The 17,223-nt window shown below is 34.0% G+C and carries 15 protein-coding genes and 1 tRNA gene; 1 reads left to right on the top strand and 15 read right to left on the bottom strand.

All coding sequences use genetic code 11. The features are described 5' to 3' along the window. Nucleotides 1–36: 36 nt before the first annotated feature. From J2772_RS01705 to J2772_RS01650, 12 genes are all read right to left on the bottom strand, one after another. Complete coding sequence (locus J2772_RS01705; RefSeq protein WP_209912738.1) at nt 37–828, bottom strand: hypothetical protein; 792 nt, start codon at nt 826–828, stop codon at nt 37–39. Beyond that, nucleotides 828–1,634: a hypothetical protein gene (locus J2772_RS01700; RefSeq protein WP_209912737.1), complete on the bottom strand. Its 807-nt coding sequence runs from the start codon at nt 1,632–1,634 to the stop codon at nt 828–830. The genes J2772_RS01705 and J2772_RS01700 overlap by 1 nt, the downstream gene beginning before the upstream one ends. Before the next feature lie 7 nt (nt 1,635–1,641). Further along, entirely contained in the window at nt 1,642–2,493 is an 852-nt protein-coding gene (locus J2772_RS01695; RefSeq protein ID WP_209912735.1) for a hypothetical protein, read from the bottom strand. A gap of 493 nt (nt 2,494–2,986) precedes the next feature. Then, nucleotides 2,987–3,346, bottom strand: coding sequence for a helix-turn-helix domain-containing protein (locus tag J2772_RS01690; protein WP_209912733.1), 360 nt, complete (start codon nt 3,344–3,346; stop codon nt 2,987–2,989). A gap of 16 nt (nt 3,347–3,362) precedes the next feature. Continuing rightward, nucleotides 3,363–3,722 carry a transposase gene (locus J2772_RS01685; RefSeq protein WP_317194471.1) on the bottom strand — a complete coding sequence of 120 codons (360 nt, stop codon included), beginning with the start codon at nt 3,720–3,722 and terminating at the stop codon, nt 3,363–3,365. Between the two features lie 225 nt (nt 3,723–3,947). Continuing rightward, nucleotides 3,948–4,919: a hypothetical protein gene (locus J2772_RS01680; protein WP_209912730.1), complete on the bottom strand. Its 972-nt coding sequence runs from the start codon at nt 4,917–4,919 to the stop codon at nt 3,948–3,950. Nucleotides 4,920–5,541: 622 nt separating this feature from the next. After that, complete coding sequence (locus J2772_RS01675; RefSeq protein WP_209912727.1) at nt 5,542–6,354, bottom strand: hypothetical protein; 813 nt, start codon at nt 6,352–6,354, stop codon at nt 5,542–5,544. Between the two features lie 5 nt (nt 6,355–6,359). Beyond that, nucleotides 6,360–7,124, bottom strand: a complete 765-nt coding sequence (locus J2772_RS01670; protein WP_209912725.1) for a hypothetical protein — start codon at nt 7,122–7,124, stop codon at nt 6,360–6,362. An 11-nt stretch (nt 7,125–7,135) separates the two neighbouring features. Further along, nucleotides 7,136–7,861: a hypothetical protein gene (locus J2772_RS01665; RefSeq protein ID WP_209912723.1), complete on the bottom strand. Its 726-nt coding sequence runs from the start codon at nt 7,859–7,861 to the stop codon at nt 7,136–7,138. Nucleotides 7,862–8,089: 228 nt separating this feature from the next. Then, nucleotides 8,090–8,554, bottom strand: a complete 465-nt coding sequence (locus tag J2772_RS01660; RefSeq protein ID WP_209912721.1) for a helix-turn-helix transcriptional regulator — start codon at nt 8,552–8,554, stop codon at nt 8,090–8,092. 367 nt (nt 8,555–8,921) lie between these two features. Continuing rightward, nucleotides 8,922–10,388, bottom strand: a complete 1,467-nt coding sequence (locus J2772_RS01655; RefSeq protein WP_209912719.1) for a tetratricopeptide repeat protein — start codon at nt 10,386–10,388, stop codon at nt 8,922–8,924. After that, nucleotides 10,376–10,681 carry a hypothetical protein gene (locus tag J2772_RS01650; RefSeq protein WP_209912716.1) on the bottom strand — a complete coding sequence of 102 codons (306 nt, stop codon included), beginning with the start codon at nt 10,679–10,681 and terminating at the stop codon, nt 10,376–10,378. Before J2772_RS01650 ends, J2772_RS01655 begins: the two co-directional genes overlap by 13 nt. Nucleotides 10,682–11,473: 792 nt before the next feature. On the opposite strand from J2772_RS01650, the gene J2772_RS24380 reads away from it, so the two are divergent. Further along, nucleotides 11,474–11,749 (top strand): recombinase family protein, encoded by a 276-nt coding sequence (locus tag J2772_RS24380; protein ID WP_209913442.1) that lies wholly within the window; start codon nt 11,474–11,476, stop codon nt 11,747–11,749. A gap of 452 nt (nt 11,750–12,201) precedes the next feature. Here the strand turns inward: J2772_RS24380 and J2772_RS01640 are convergent. From J2772_RS01640 to J2772_RS01630, 3 genes are all read right to left on the bottom strand, one after another. Further along, a tRNA-Arg gene (locus J2772_RS01640) sits at nt 12,202–12,275 on the bottom strand. Nucleotides 12,276–12,349: 74 nt separating this feature from the next. After that, the gene (locus J2772_RS01635) at nt 12,350–14,128 is read right to left on the bottom strand and encodes a TonB-dependent receptor (protein ID WP_209912715.1); all 1,779 of its coding nucleotides are present in this window, start codon (nt 14,126–14,128) and stop codon (nt 12,350–12,352) included. Nucleotides 14,129–14,200: 72 nt separating this feature from the next. Continuing rightward, nucleotides 14,201–17,164, bottom strand: a complete 2,964-nt coding sequence (locus tag J2772_RS01630; RefSeq protein ID WP_209912712.1) for a tetratricopeptide repeat protein — start codon at nt 17,162–17,164, stop codon at nt 14,201–14,203. Nucleotides 17,165–17,223 lie beyond the last annotated feature (59 nt).

The raw sequence follows: 17,223 nt of genomic DNA, 5'->3' as shown, positions 1-17,223 counted from the left end.
GTTTGATTATTTAATCATTATGGACTGAAATGGAAATCACTCGTACATTTTATAAAAAGTAACAACCAGTCCTGATTGATTGGCATATGTATTTCCACCTTCTGAAAATCCATTACCGTGATTTAACATCAATCTTACAGACTGTGACGCAGGAAGTTGTAATATATATGAGAACTTATACCCTTGTATTCTTCCGGGTGCATATCCATTACCTGAAATCTGAGTTCCCGTTTTGAGATCTGTTAACAAGGCATTACTCGTATTAACAATTCCGGCATTAACTACGAAAAAGCTATAATTCGTAATAAAACCTGCTACAGAAGGGTCGTCATTATAACAGTCCAAAGTGACATCTACCCTATATGTTCCTGCAGGTAGGATAATATTCTGACCACCTGAAAATGTAACGCCGGGTATTGTATTTATAACTCCTGTACTGTTAAAAGAAACAATATTATTCCCTGTACCATTAGGAATTATAATCGGCTGGCCTGAAGTTCCGCCAAAAACCTGAATTCTTAAGATCTGATCTACTTCATTATTCATAAGCATTCTTTCCCAAGCATTGCCTGTCCAGTAAAAATATCCTTTAGGATAATTAGATACACCTGTTCCTTTATTATAAATAATGGAGCCCTTTATGGGGTCATTTACTGGTGACGTATTATTTGTTAAGGAAGCAAGTTCGTATTGAGGAAATAAAACTCCTTTATCAGAGGACACAATGTCCAGCATTGAAGAAAGATTAGGTGTAGTGGTATTGATTCCCACTTGTGCTTTTACAATAGAAACCAAAGCAATATTGATAATTATAAATATTTTTTTCATCATAATGATTTTTGGACATGAATTAGCGAATTTGAAACTGTTATTCTTCCGTTATTGGGTGAAAAACCTCCTAAACCATTCTCATAAGTACCTCCTGTATGATGTGACAGTTTAAATGTAATGGTTGTTGGAGAAATGAGTTCGACGGAAAATGAAAAATTAGCGGCGTGTTTTTTATCTGCACTGGCGTTCGACGTGGCATTTTCCAAAACACTGGATCCATATTGTACCGTTCCTGAAGTATTAGTTAACTTTGCTTCATAATAATGCACATGAGTGCGTATTGTACTTCCTAACCCCATCGACGGAGCTTCATCCGGAACAACTATATTCAATGCCACTGTAACGGAATATTTTCCTGCTGGGAGGCTTATATTACCTGTTAAAGGATCATAGCTTACTCCTGTAATACTACTAAAGATCATGCTACCTCCTGTCATGGTCTGAAAAACCCCATTGGCTAATCCGGTCAGCATTATGTTTGATACATTATTCGTTACAACAGCATTGGAAACGGAATTAGCTGAAGCCGCTACTGCACTCCATAGTCCTTTGTTCCATATATAGAAGCCTTCCATTTGAGTTCCTCCAATATTGTAAACAATTAGTCCTTCTGCTGGATTCTTAATGGGATTGGTATTATCAAACAGCTCTCCTAAAGTTACTCTTGTAGGAATGAAAGCTTTGCCTGTATTACCGGATACCTCCAATGCAGATGAGGGATGAGGGTTTGTTGTGCCAACTCCCACCTGAGCATATAAATTTCCTATAAAAAATAAAAAGAGAGTAATGAATATATTCTTCATCTTTGTGTTATTTTAATTTTGTTATTTTAATAATTGTTCCATTGGCCAAAACAGTAACCAAATCATTGAAACTACTCCCAGCCATTCTTCCAATATTAAAGTTAACGGCTACTGTAGATACAACGTCAAAACTATGAAGCAAGCGAACTTTATGATTTTCATTGATTTTGGATACAACCGCTCCTTCAACCCGTTTGGTTGATATGAAATTTCCAATGCTATTTGTAACCGGATTATATTCGTAAAGCTCAAGATCACTATAGTATCCCATATTGTAATAACTCCCTTGAATTGCAACGGCATTACCTGAAGGATTAGCCGGAGGAGCATTTAACTGATGTACTATTTCCAAAGTATAACTCCCAGGCCCCAAAACGATTTCCCATGCATTCAATGTCGTATTATAGACAAAATCCAACAGAGGCATATATCCGGAATTGATGATATAGTAATTGTTTGTTGAACCGCTTACCAACGCTTCTTGCTCACCCGCAACAAAATTATTTAACTTTGGGGTATTATTTAACAACCCGATATAAGCAACCTTGGGCGTTTCTTTGAAATACAATGATTTATTCCATGCCCCACTTCCAGAATTAGCAGCAGAATCCCAAAAGTAAAGTGTTTGGGAAGTTCCAGCTGAAGTTCCAGAGTTATAAACCAATAATCCATCCTTAGGAGCAACAGAGATTGGAGACTGAGATGTAGTACTTGTGATATTTACTCTTGGAATCAATATGCCTTTATTACCGGATTCTACTTGCAGAGCAGCTGAATGATATGGATTTGACGTATTGATTCCAATTTGAGCAAACGTCATAAAGGGAATGGATATTCCCAATAATAATTGTTTTTTCATCACTTATTGTTTAAAATTTATTATCAAATGTGTTTTCGCGTATTATGATTTTAAAAATTATAATGCGGTTTTTAAATAGTAAATATTTTAAAACAAAACATTTGCAAACTGATCAACAGAGCAGCTAATGTTTTGAAATCTCAATAAGATATTTACTAAAAATTATAGATTTTGTATGTCCGTAGACCAATAGACTCTTAACTATCAAAGCTAGTATAAGAACTATTTAAGAGTCGTATGTATGGAAATGTAAGGTAATAGTTTTCATCATAAGTGTATTTTTTAGTGTTTTATACTTCAATTCTTAAGAATCGAAAAGAGCAATAAGAAATCGTTTTTGTTCTATTTATTTTTGGAATTATATATTTTAACTTTTAATAGAAATTCTTTCATGGCGCATTCTGTTGAGATCCATTGATAGTTCCTTTAAACATAGTTTTTTACGCTTCTGTTGAAAAAAATTCACATTACTAACCAGATAAGAGAATCTCAATTAGTTTGGAATATTTTCACCTACACTATCCGCTATACTTAAAAACAGCCTCTTCCATTTAGTTACAGTATTCCTGCTTAACTTAAAATGTTTTGCAAGCTGTGAATTACTCAATTTATTTTTTCTTTGATAATCTAAAATCATAAGTATGGAAGATTTATTGTAAGATCGATGACTTTGATTAAATGCTTCCGTCATCTGATCTGATAAACCAAAAATTTTATTATTAAGCTCAATGACATCTAATACAGATAAGCTTTCTTTATTCAACAAGAATTTACATTCCTCTTTTCTAGATGGGCATTTTTTGTTGATTATGTCATTATAGATCTGATGATAATCTGGAGTTGATTTTTGCATATTGTGTTTAATAATATTATTTTATATTTAGTTTTAGCTTACTAACCTGAGTTTTTGCCTTATTTCCTACAGCATATTTTTTGATCCAATTATGTAAAGTTGTTTTAGGAATCTTATATTCACTTATGATCTGTTCCTTTGTTTTTTCTTTGTATTCAATGGATTCCAAAATGAAATCGATTACTTCTTTGGTGTAAATATTTTTTCTGAACTGCGGAAGCTGAGATTCCTTTTCTTTTGTGGAGGTACTGGAATTAACTCTTCCAGGTGGAGCATATAATATTAAATGCTGAGAATAGACTCTGAAAAAATCATATTCAAGTAATTTGCACCATTTTAATAAAGCATCAGTATCCAGTTGTTTCTGTAAAAACATTTGGTCTATTTGCTCAATAGTGCATTTGAAAAACTTACAAATACGTTCTGTTTCAATTCCAGTTTCCAAAACCCTTTGCTTGATCAGTGATCCTATATAAATATTTTTAAAATCTATGTTCATCTTAGTATTAAAGCTAATTTTTAGCTGATTAATAAATTCTGTGTGTATGTAGATTAATTTTTAAAAGCTGGAAATTGCTTTTTACAGCAATTTCCAAAATGATTATGGTGTAGATAATTGCTGTAAAGAAAAGTTTCGACTTTCCGACAAAGAAGCAGGGGTAGAAATATGAGCATCTACCGTAGGCTTATTCAGTGCCCCCCAGTTCATTGTAAGATATACTTTATCCCCAGCATTAAGATGTACAATGCAATTCACACTTATGGGTGTATTTCCAGCTGCGGCTCCGTTATTATCAATATTACCCCTGTTTCCACCAATAATATTTGAAAGAGCAGTTCCATTCTTGGTAATATTCAAGTTGATCCCCGTAAAAGCTCCAGTTCCTGAAACAGCTCCACCACTTCCAAAATAAGCATACCCCTCTATTTTATAAACACCTGACTCAAGTATCTGCCAGTAATCTCCTGCATCGTTCCAGGCTGCGGAACCTCCCTGGTTCACAATAACATCACTTATAGAAAATGGAATAATCTGAGGAATACTGTTATTGAAATTTGTTAGTGTAGTTCCAGAATAGGTAACTGTATCAGAAGCTCCTAATGCAGCAATTGTTGGAGTTGTTTTATTGATCAAAATCCCTAACTCCCAGGTAGTTCCACTTGTTGTTCCTTTACTGATGAGCATTGTATATCCACCAGGAGTTAGGATTACACTTGAAACACCCGCCCCAGATTGATTATCAATCAGTTCAGTTCCGCTTGCTGTAATTGTAAGCGGCGCAGTTCCAACATTTTTGATGTAATAAACCCTGCCTAGTATATTTCCAGTGGCAGGTGCTGCTGCTATTGCAGCTGGTAAAGTGAATGTCCCTGCTGAAGAACCAGTAAAAGCCATATAGAAATCTCCAATACCAAGTGTTGTAGAAACTGATGTCCTTTTATACTGCCCCGCTATAGATCCATTCACAGTAAAAGTACTGCCCGGAACTACTGTATTTACTCCGACATTTCCTGCCTGCGAATAAATAATATTGGGTAATACCAATAAGATTGCAAATAATAAATTTTTCATAATAATAATATTTCAAAGTTTAACATTTAGAGTTTTCGATATGATTTATAGATTGACCAGGTTTACCTTGTTCTTTCCAAATTCATTGAATTAGGAGTTTTGATCACTGAATCTCAGGCAACATTAAAATTTGCGAAGAGTGCATACAGAAATAAAGCTTGTAATGAAGGTTAGTGTTTTTCATTTTCAGCATACTTAATCGTCAGGTGTTTGCAGCTAATCATAAAACATTATTGCCGATACATAAGCATTATGAAATAACCTCTAAATAAATGTTTGGGGTAATATAAAAATTAAGAATACTATTGTTGGCTATATTGAATCCAGTACTATATCGCGGTTCAGTGTATCAGTAAGACTTGATCAAAATAAGGATAGAAACCAAAGCAGTTTCCAAAATAATTGAATTTTTCATTGTGTATTTTTATTATGTTTTTTTTAATTAAATCGTAGGAAGACCAATCTTATAACACCGGTATGAGTTGAAACTTCCATTTTGGTTTTGTATTTCAATTTTGAAATTGAACAAGGAAGCATTGACATTCCATACAATATAAAGTATCAACAAAGGCTTAGCTGAAAAATAAGACTATCCAGTTTTTACACTTCATAGATAATTTTTTTAAAAATTACCCATATACCGCAACGTAAGATTAGAAAGCATACCGTTGGGGGTAATTGTAGCAGAATCTGTAAAAGTAGGGTCTTTATAATATCTGTTTATGGAGAATCGGATCCTGTCATTTACATTTAAGGTCACAAAACCGGAAATTGCTGTGTTGCTGTCAAGAACATTTTGGCCGCTAGGAAATCCGTATGCAGTGCGCAGATTAGGTACAGGCTCTGCACCATTTACCAAAATGATTCCTTCATAGGCATCTCTGGCTGCATTATTACCATTTGTAATGCTGTGAAGAGAAAGTACGCCCTGAACATGATAGGTGCCTGCTTTTTGGACAACCAGTTCTCCAGCAGCATTGACTGCAAAGTTACTCGCATCATTAGCAATAAGTGTAGTACTGTCAAAACCAAGAGTTCTTACATTGGTTGAAACAGAAGTTAAGGGGCCTTCATCAAATACATTTTTACAGCTTACATAGGTAATGGTTTTGTCCCTGGTCATCTTATTCATAGAAAAAATGGGAATCCATGTATTACTTGTATTGTTCCACCAATAAAACCCTTTTTCAATAGCCTCAGTGAGGGGATCTTCGAAGTCAAGGAAAACCAATAATCCATGTTGTTTGGCACTTGTTATATTCAGTGAGGTTACCCTTGATACGATTACTCCTTCATTGCTCAACGGATTATCTTTGTCTTTTGTTTTAATTTCTAATGTGGTTTTGGCAGCATTGGTATTGATGCCGACCTGAGAACTTAAAAAGCCAAAACAAAAGATGTTACCGATTATAAATAAAGTTGAAATATTTTTCATAATTATTAATCCAAATAAGATAAGGTTAGTGTATAAACTGACTCCGGCCCAACAGCCGTATCACAGGAATTAGTTCTTCTTGTTTGCACCGATATTCTCTGTCCTTTCGTTAATGTTATAATATTCGAAATCGTATGATTGGTACTCCTTTTAGCGTTATCAGCTGACGGTAAAGGTGATTTTGCTATAAGAACAGGACTTGTCCCATTATTTATAAAGACTCCCACTTCTGTTATTGTTGCTCCAAGATCACCCATATTTTTGTATACACCACCGGTAAAGAATAATGAATAATTCCCGGTTTTCCCTACAACTACATCGCCATTCTGTAATGTATAATTGGCATCCGGAGCTTCCAAACCTGTGAACGGTGCTTTAAACCAAACATTAGTATTTGAATCACCACTTGCAATTACAGGAAATCCATTTCCTGAAGCAATCGTCTTAAATAGATTCTTTCCTAGAATCTTAGTCTGGAAAATATACTGCCATAGTTTTCTGGCATCATCCCAGAAATAGTACCCCTCAAAACCTGCTGTACCGGCATTATCCAAAAAGACCAACATTCCATTCTGATTCTGAATAGGATCCACTGACGAAAAGCGACTTACAGTTGGGAATAATATACCTGCAGAGTTTTCCGGAGTTCCAGTATTTTTTGCCTGTATATCCAGCAGAGCCTGCGGAGCACTGGTGTTTATACCTATCCCATTCTGACCAAACAAACATCCTAGAGGAAGCATTAAGAAAAATAAAGTTATCTTTTTCATAGCATTAAAGATTAATCATTCAGGTACGTCATTGTAATACAGTTGGTTCCATAACCTGTGTATGATGTACTTCCTGTCTCAGTAGTTTTCTGTACAGTAACTATTATAACATCATTCTGAGCCAGATTTAAAATTCCGCTAAGCGCCACGCTGGTTGCTGTTGTACCTTCATTAGTTATGGAGTTAGAAGTTGTCAAAACTGTTACTCCGTTCTTTTTTATCCGATAAGTATAAATTGCTCTATTCTCATTGACTGTACCAACAGTTTTTTTTAATGCGGAATTAAGACTGACCAGATAAGTTCCACTTTTCCCTACAGTAATCTGATTACCAGAAACAGAAAAACCTGTGGTATCATATGCCTTTAATGTGCTAAATAATACACTATTCTCTGTATTTCCTGAAGCAGAATAACCAACTCCGGTTACTGCATAAATACTATCATCATACAGCCGGTTATAATTGCTAAGAAAGGAAACCCAGCTTATGCCATCCCAATAATAAAAACCATCCGGAAGTGTAGCATGCTGAAATAAGAAAACGGTATGCCCCTTCGACTGAGCAATAGGAAATGATTTTACCCTGGGAATCAAGATTCCATCTATCCCTGTAGGAGCCGAAATACTTGTCGGCTCTATATGAAGGCTCGCATTAGGAGAAATTGTCCTTATCCCCACTTGAGCTAAAGAGAACATGGGAACTAGTATAGCTCCATAAATAATAAATTTTTTTTGCATTGTACATGTTTTTAGAATTGTGTTTTACCATTAGATATATTCTGCTATAATTGGAATGGCAAAAGCCAGAATATAATTATAATTTTTCATCTTAATCTGTATTAGTAGTAAACCTGGATAATTACAGTGTTACTTATTACAAATCACATAAAATTACTCTATGTAACCAAAAAACTTAGGTACCAACGAAGTACTCAATATTTCAAAACACTGATAATCAACAAAAAACTATTCTTCAAGTTTTTTTCGTAACCATAAGGTTGTATCATGTTGAACAGGAATATTAAGCCTTTTTCTTAAATTACTTTTATTGTTTTTGATGGTCTGTACTGCTTTAAAAGTATACTTAGCTATATCTTTAGTTGTAAAGCCTAAAAAAATATATGCACAGAAGATAAGTTCAGAAACTTTAAGGTTAGCATTAAGTACCAAAATTTTTTTCCGAAAGTCAGGGTACTGTTCCTGAAAATGCGCCCAAAATTCGGGACTGTTATTCTTTGCCAGTTGAATAATTTCATCAAAGATCTTGTGCTTGTTTTTATCAATCAATAGATCTGCTTTTTCCGTATTCCTGTCATTTGAAGAAAATAACAAATAATACATTAATGAAACCGCTGCAGCAACACCTCCAATAGCTATATAATAAATCTTATTTTTTTCTCTATAATTTGTTTTGTTTTGTTTCGAACTCATGCCAATAGACAGCTTTAATTAGTATTTCTTAAAGACAATGATAATTATGATACAATATAAAGATCACGGATACGATCTTTGTATAATATTTCTAAGGTTTTATCTACCTGTTCAATCATGAGTTTTTTAAGATCAAAGTATCCATTATTTTTCATTAGTGTTTTTTTACATGGGGAAATTTAGAGTTTCAAAATTTTGAAGGCACAAAGCAAAACAAGTCATCGATTAAATCAAAAAAAATAAGGTACCAACAAAGTACCTTACCAAAATTAGTGTAGAAAACATATCAATCAGAACATACTTTTTACCCCAAGAGCTATATTCTATTTTCAGAAATATTTGAAATCCTTCCTAAATTCTAAATTCTTTACCCTGTCTGATTTCTTATCCAAACTACGATATCTTCCTGTGCAGGGATATTTAATCTTTTCCTTAAATTGTATTTATTATTTTTTATAGTCTGAACAGCCTTAAAGGTATAATTAGCAATATCTTTTGTATTGAATCCTAAATAAATATAAGCAGTTAATACAAGTTCGGAAACTTTTAAAGTAGGATTAATACTGAGAATTTTACTGCGAAAATCGGGATAAACCTCTTGAAAACGTCCCCAGAACTCAGGATGGCTTTCTTTTGCTAATTGTATTATTTCATCAAAAGTTTCATTTACTTTTTGCTCCAATACTTTAACCTGTAAATCTTTTTGCAAAATAGTTGTTGTATTTTCTTTCAACAATAGATCTTTTTCCTGCACTTTCTTGTAATAGGTACCACACCGTAAAACTATTAGAGTTGTTATCCCTAAAAATAATCCTGCAATAATGTAATACCATTTCTTATTTGACTCTTGAATCTGTTTCTTTTCATCGTTAATGATTTTTTTTCCAGAGGTCTGTAAAGCGATTAAATTACCTTTCTCAAAGCTATCCCGAATTTTTGTATATTTTTGCAGATATTCATTAGCTTTATAAACATTGTTCTGGAGATTATAAATTTCAGCTATTTCTTTATAATTCTTCATCATATTTTTAGGCCTGTTCATCTTAATTGATAAAGTGAGAGATTTTTCGTAGAACTCCAAAGCCTTATTATAGTTTTTTATATTTTCATAATACTGGCCGGACATATAATTAAAGACCAAATAGTCGAATGTTTCCGTAGAGCTTTTCAGTAAAACTTCAGCCTCATGAAGATAAAATTTTGCAGAGTCCAGATTTTTCTTATTTTCAAGAAAATAACTTGTAAGATTAGTTGCTTCCACCACTCTGGGTAAAATTTTGTAAGCTTTGTGTACATAATAGTACATGGAATCATTATATCCAATCAGTCCGAAGTTTATAGCCTTACTTCCATAAATATAATGCAAACGTTTCCTTTTTCGCTGTTCATCTTTTATTTTTAGTGCTTCCTTTAGTGCTTTATCAAAGCTTTCGTTAGATTTTTCAATCAATCCTAATTCTTGATAATTTTTTGCATACGCGGCAAAAAACGCTGACAGCAATGCAGGATCGTCATCAAATGTATAATAAAGAGCTTCCGCCTTTTGCAGGTATAGTTGTTCTTCATTGTATTTCCCCAAAGAATGGAGAAAATTTACCATATGAATATATCCTCTTGCCCGACCTTTTGTATAATTTATTTCCTCTGATAATCGTATTGCTTTTTTAGTTTGTTCAATCCCATCATGAATCCTGCCTCCCTGTAGGTATTGGGCTCCTATTGTGTCTTGTAAACGGTCTATTTTTTCAGGAGACCATTTCTGAGTATAGAATACACAAGATAAAAACAAAAAAAAGATCAAGACCATCCTGTTTTTAATATTTATTCTTTCCATAAATCCATCTTTTCAAAAAGGTTCTTTCCCAGACTCTTGGTCTGGAATATATTGCGATAATCTTCTAACATCTTCCAAGAAATAATACCCCTTAAATACTGCCTTAGCAGCATTATCCAAAAAAACAACATCCTGTTCTGATTCTGAATAGAATCAACAAAGGGGAAAAGAATGAGTGTTGAGAATAATATACCTGCAGAATTTTCCGGAATATTAGCATTTCCACCTATCCCATCCTGTGCATACCAAACTTTAGGAGCAAATAATAAAAAAAACAAAATCATCTTTTTCATAGAATTAATCAATAATTTATTACAACTGGTTAGCTTCTGAACTATATTATAATGTACTTGCTTTCTGAGTAGGTTTTACAGTAACTCGTATAACAGCATTACATTATATGCTTTCAGCTGAGCAAATGGAGAGAGTTTTATCCGGTGAATCAAGTCCATTCCCGTAGGAGATGAAATATTTTTTGGTTCTATAGGAAGACTGGCCAAGAGAGCAAATGTCATTATACCTAATTGAGAATTCATATTGGATAATCCAACTAAAAAAATCACAGGTATTATTAGTTTTTTCATAGTTATTTCTCATTATTAATTGAATCTAATAAGTTCTTGACACATATATTGAAAAATCATCAAATTTCGATAGAATCAATAAAAAATAAACACGGTCAAAAATAACAAAATAATACCAAAATACAATTAAATAAACATTAAAAAATAAAAAATAATAAAAAATATTTAACAAAATAATAATATTAAAAAAAATCACACAAAATAGAATAAATAAATCTAAAAACATAATCACCAAATTATCAATGTTTTATTACAAAATAGACAATAATATTTGTTTAGATTTTGAAAAATCCTTAAATTACGACACATTGATTCAAGATGGAAGGAAATATATCGCAATAAAAGAACCAGAAGCCTCAAATATGCGCTGCCATTCAATGAGCTTTGCAAAGAAAAATATGCAATAGATCAAATACAAAAAAAAATGCATTCTACGGGAGGAGCACCAATCAGTCGAAGTTCATTTTACAAGTCTATCCGTAATCCTATTTATCGTGGAAAATTTTTATAAAGGCTCATAAAGATGAGGAGGAATGTATTGTCGAAGGGAAACATGAAAGATTAATTTCTGAATCTCTCTTTATACAAGTTCAACAAATACTCAATGGAAAAGCTAAAAACGAACAGCCAAAGGGAAAAATTTTGGTTTCAGAGCATTTACCACTCAGAGGATTTTTAAAATGTCCCCGATGTGATGAGCATATTTCAGAAAGCAGGTCAAGGGGAAAATTAAACGTTTACTATTACTATCATTGTAATTCAAAATGTGGCTATTGATACAATTCTAAAGTAGTTAATAGGGTCTTTGAAAAACAATTAAGAAATATGAGTTTTAACCTAGGTGCAAGACAATTATTTAAGGAGATCATATTGTTTAATTTTAAACATATTCAGAAAAGTGTTGATGGCAAAAAAAAGATCTTACGGTATAGTACTTGACAACTTAGAAGTGGAATTACAAAATCAGAAGATGACAAGAAAAATCTGGACATTACAAAAAAAGTCGAAAAGATTTTAGAAGCTGTACCAAACCTGTCAAGACTCTATTCAAAAGGGGATACAGAAACTAAACGGTTCATTTTGTGTTCGATTTTAGCTGAAAAACTTGAGTTTGAAGAAAATGTATTTCGAACACCCAAATTAAACTCAGCCTGATCTCATATCTTACACAATGGTTTACAAACAAAAAAAGACGGACAAAACATTAAAAAATGTCTCGTCCGTCCGAGTGACTTCGGAGGGGTTCGAACCCCCAACCCTCGGAGCCGAAATCCGATATTCTATCCAGTTGAACTACGAAGCCTTTTGATGAGTAATAAGTAACTAATAATAAAGTATACAAATATAGTTCATTATTAGTTACTCATTGCTTATATTTTAGAAGGTAATCTTCACACCACCCAAAATCTGTGGACCTAAGACTTTATAAGCCTTATAGGTTTGGTATTTTGAGCTTAGAAGGTTATTTCCGAGTGCGAAAATACTGAAATTTTTGTGAATTTTGTACTCTGCTGAAAGATTTAAATCGGCATAACCCCCAACTTTATCGTTCGTATTTTCTAAAGAACGGTAAATCATCCCATTAGGAGCTTGAGCATCTGCTATTCCTTCAATTGAAAAGGAGTTAGTTGTTCTGTCACTTGCGAAAATCCCTTTGAAACCTAACAATAATTTCTTGTCGAGCATCGTATATTTAGCACCAATGCTTGCGTTCACTAATGGAACATTGTAGATATTGTCGTAGTTCTTCAAATTATACTTTGTAAACCTTACTTCCCCGTCGATCATTAAGTTTTCCAATGGGAAATATTGTATACTTCCTTTGATATCGCTTACATTTCCATCATCATAGATTGCAGAGAATGTGTTCGCATAGTCATAGGCAGCACGGTTAAGGGTGTAATTATTATCAAAAAGGCTGTTTGCTTTAAAGAACATAATGTCTTTCATTTTTCCGAAACCGGCAGAGAAGTCATATTTTAATGTTTCATCAATATCTCCTCTTAACCCTACATAAAAGTGATATTTTGTTTCTGTAGGCTTTAAATACTGGTCAGAAAGCGCGTAAGGATTCTCCTGAAGAAGGTCTGCGTAAGTATTAAGCTTAAGACCACCGTCTACCCCACCATAGAATTTAAATTCTTTGGCTGCGGCTACCTGGAACTCAGCCCGTGGAAACCAATAGGTCTTATTGTTCTTCACCTGATCCATCAGTCTGTTTGAGTTTTTAGCATTCAGGAAAGAAAACCCTGATCCTAACATCAAATAAGACTCCCCTTTTCTAAACGTTACTTTTGGAGTTAAATTCGTATTAAAGAAGTTGGAAGAATTCTTATCTACCATTTCAAAATCTGTTTTCACAGCTTCTAAACCTACTCCTAAATCAGCATTCAGGTTGATTCCTGATTTTCCAAGTTCAACAGCGTGTTTAGAAAAATTCGCCAAAATTGAAACCTGATTTTCCTGGGCATCAAAATGATCCTTCAGGAATGATGATTTTACTCTTACGTCATTCAAAATTTCATTAGAATAAAAATCATAGTATCCATTTACTTTGAACTGATTGACTTTTTGCTTCAGATCAACATCTGCTGACGGTGCTAAAGCATAAATCCCATAATAGTTATAGTTATTCAATCCATATTCAGCATTGATATTGAATTTCCCTTTATCTCCATAAGAGTTCAGGAAAGCTCCTATCGTTGCGGATGTTTGTTTTGATTTCCAATCGTAATCATTTTTAAGACCACTTGTAGACAACAAATGTACATCTGCTCCTACTTCGAACTTATTTTGAAGGGTTTTGGATACATTCCCATCTAACAGGATCTTCCCATAATTCCCCATTCCAAATTGGACATAGTTATTCTGAGCGGTCCCGTCAAATTTTGGAGCTACATCCTCTCCCTGAATGGTAGAAGTTTTGAAGTCAGAAACCGCAGGAACGTCTGTAATGGTATATTTTACAGGATTCTGGGATTTCTCTTCCGGCGGATAATTTTTAATGGTTTCCACGGAAGTCTTCTTTTTCTCGATCTTCTTCACTTCCGGCTCTCTCTTTTTGTTAAGAACCAGTTTCTCCTCCTTGATCTGGGAAAACGCAAACTGCGAAACCCCTAAAAATATGATGGATAATAATTGAATTTTTCTGTTCATTACTACTTCTTGTATTTATGTATCCACGTAAATTGTATGAATAGCTCTTTACATGAATAGGATACTACATTTTTACTTTTTAATCTGCTTTTTAACTTCTTTCGCTTCTGCTACGATGTCCGGGAAGCTCTTATAGTTGGTGATAATCTGGTCACATGTATAACTTGCCTGATAGTTATCTTTCAAACCAATATAGTTTTTGGCCATCAATACCAGCGCTCTTGCTCCCCAATATTCTTCAGAGGCATAGTTGTTGGCAAGCTTAAAGATTGTTTCGTTGGAAGATTTGAATGCTTTTCCTTTATTCTGATAATAAGCTTTTGCATACAATGCTTCTGCTGCTACCGAAGTATTAGACGATTTTTCAAGAGAAGTATAAGCCGTTTGAGCCTCTTTATCTTTTCCTGAATTCATCAGACTTCTAGCCTTGATAACCTTCGCTGTTTCAATAACTGCTGCAGAGTTTTTAGAATTAGCAATGACTGCATTGGCTAATTTTTCTGCTTCAGAGAAGTTCTTCTCATCTGCATAAAGCTTCATCAATTCAACATTCGCATAATTTTTAATGCTGATATTGGATGAATTTTTAATGCCTTCCAAATATTTCTTAGCCTCAGCCGTATTTCCCTGTGCAATGAAGATCTGCGCTAAACGGGTTTGAGCATCATCCTGATAATCATTCTGAACTCCGGCTACTTCCTGTAAAACAAGCAGTGCTTTTGTAGAATTGTTGGTTTGATAATAACTTTCTCCCAATTCATATTTAGCCTGATAAAGACCTTCTCCCGTTGGATTCTGCGTTAGGTATTTCTCATAATAAGAAATAGCATTTTTGTAGTCTTTCTTCGCAAAATACTGTTTTCCGGTGGATAAGTTGATCTCATCAATTTCTGAAGCATCAACATTCACTCCTATATTTCTGGCAAAGCTTTCATAGCCTGAAACATCACCATTTTTTGTGAAAATTGGTTTTGCAGCCTGAACGATCTTTTGAGCATACGCTGTATTTTTATACTGTTCTCCCAGCGATTTCAGTTCAGAGAGGGCTTTATCATTCTGGTTCTGATCAATATAATTCTGTGCTCTGTAAATAGAAGCATTCGCAATTAAATCTTTGTCTGAAGACGTTTTAATAACCTTTCCAAAATAATCATTGGAATTGGCAAAATCATCCTGAGCCGCATAAGCCGTTCCTATTTCATATTGAGCATCATCATAATACTCAGAATCCGGATATTTTGATAATAAGTTTTTCAGATTGGTAATCTTCGCCTGAGTATCACCTTTAAATCCTAAAGCCATCGCTTTTTGGTATACAGTATAATCTGTAGCGTCTGCATTTTTATCGTAGATCGCAATCGCTTCATTCAGATCATTATTTGCATAGTGAATATCTGCCAGACGAAGTTCTGCATCATTTTTAAATTCAGGTTTAGGGTTGGCCAGATATTGTTTGAAGTACGTAGCAGCCTGATCGAATTTCTTAGCTTTAAAATAAGCATATCCTAAATCATAAGGCAACTGTTGTTTTTCAGGGAAGCTTTCATTCAGAAGCTTTTCATAACGAACAATGGCAGACGGATAATTCCCTTTCTGGTAATATACCTGAGCTAACCAATATAAAGCTCTGCTGTTAAATTCTTTATTGATATTAAATCCTAAGCTTCTTAAGAAATACTTCTCTGCTTCATCATAATTTCCTTTATTGAATTCTTCTGTTCCCAGTAAATAAGAAACTTCCTGATCTACTTTATTGATTTCAGGTGTTGAACCCTGTAATCGGTCAATAGCATTCAATGTTTCTTTATAGTTTCCGGAGTATAGGTATGATTTCACCAGTAGTGATCTCATTTCTGAAGCATTCGCTGCATTCTGGTTTTCGTTGATATAACTTTGAAGAACAGCAGATGGGTTTTCAAACGGGTTTCCGATATCGTATCCCAGTTTCGCATACTGTTCGTGTGCCAGCTTTTTCACTTTCGCATCATAATCCATCTGGTAAGAAGAACGGAATGCGGAAAGGGCTTCCTGTTTTTTATCAACTGCTAAATAAGCATTTCCTAATTGATAATAGGCATTCTGCACCAATGCCGAATTGCTGTTCACAAGCTGGTTATAATAAGAAACCGCTTCGTCATACTTTTTCAGCTGAGCAGCAACAAATCCCATCTCATAAAGGTCATTTTCAGAGGGGTTCTGCTGTACATTCAGATAATCTTTTAAATGAGGATAAGCAGCATTATAATCACCTTTCATGAAATAACTCTCTCCGATGATCTTATGTACTTCTGCTTTATAAGATTCTGAAATATTTTCGTTTAATAAAGCATTCCCTTCAGAGATTGCCTTATCATAATTCTTATCATTGTAATACATCTGTACATAATACGGACGTACCAGCTTTGAGAATTTATCCTGATCCTTTACCGAATCAAAATACTGAAAAGCCTTGTCATTTTGCCCGTTACTGTAATACAGGTGACCAAGCATATAAGCTATATTTCCTTTTTGAGACTGATCTGCTGTTTTATAGGCTTCTTCCAGAGCGTCAGTAGCTCCTTTAGAATCTCCCATCATAAACTTAGCATAACCCAATTTCATAATATACTGGGTATTCTCCTCTTTTGAAAGTTGATATTGGTTAACTTTTTTCAAAGTTTCCAATGCTTTGTCAAAATCTTTTTTCGCCAAGTAATAATCCGCTAAAGGAAGATTGGCCTGGGCAAAATAAGCAGAATTAGGATACTCTTTCATGAAAGCTGTCAATCCTTCTTCAGCATGATTTTTCTGAAGAATCACGCCAATCACATTATCAAAAAACTGAGCCGCCTCCTTCTTTGAACGGGACAAATTCTGATTGTAGAAATATTGTCTTGCGTATTCATATTGGGAGGCGTTGTATATTTTAGTCTGATAAAGATTTTCAGCTAGATTGAATCTATAATTTTCTTTCTGGGTAAAATATTGGGACTGTTGAGCATCGGAAATTCCGAAATAGATGACCGCAGCCGCTAAAAGTATTTTTTTTGATTTCATTCTTCTTGATATAAGAAAATTAGTCTAAATAAGTTAACGAAAATATTAAAAACTTATTG

The sequence above is a fragment of the Chryseobacterium jejuense genome, from assembly GCF_017877355.1.
GTDB classification, from domain to species: Bacteria; Bacteroidota; Bacteroidia; order Flavobacteriales; family Weeksellaceae; genus Chryseobacterium; species Chryseobacterium jejuense_A.
This window is presented reverse-complemented; position numbering and strand designations above follow the sequence as displayed.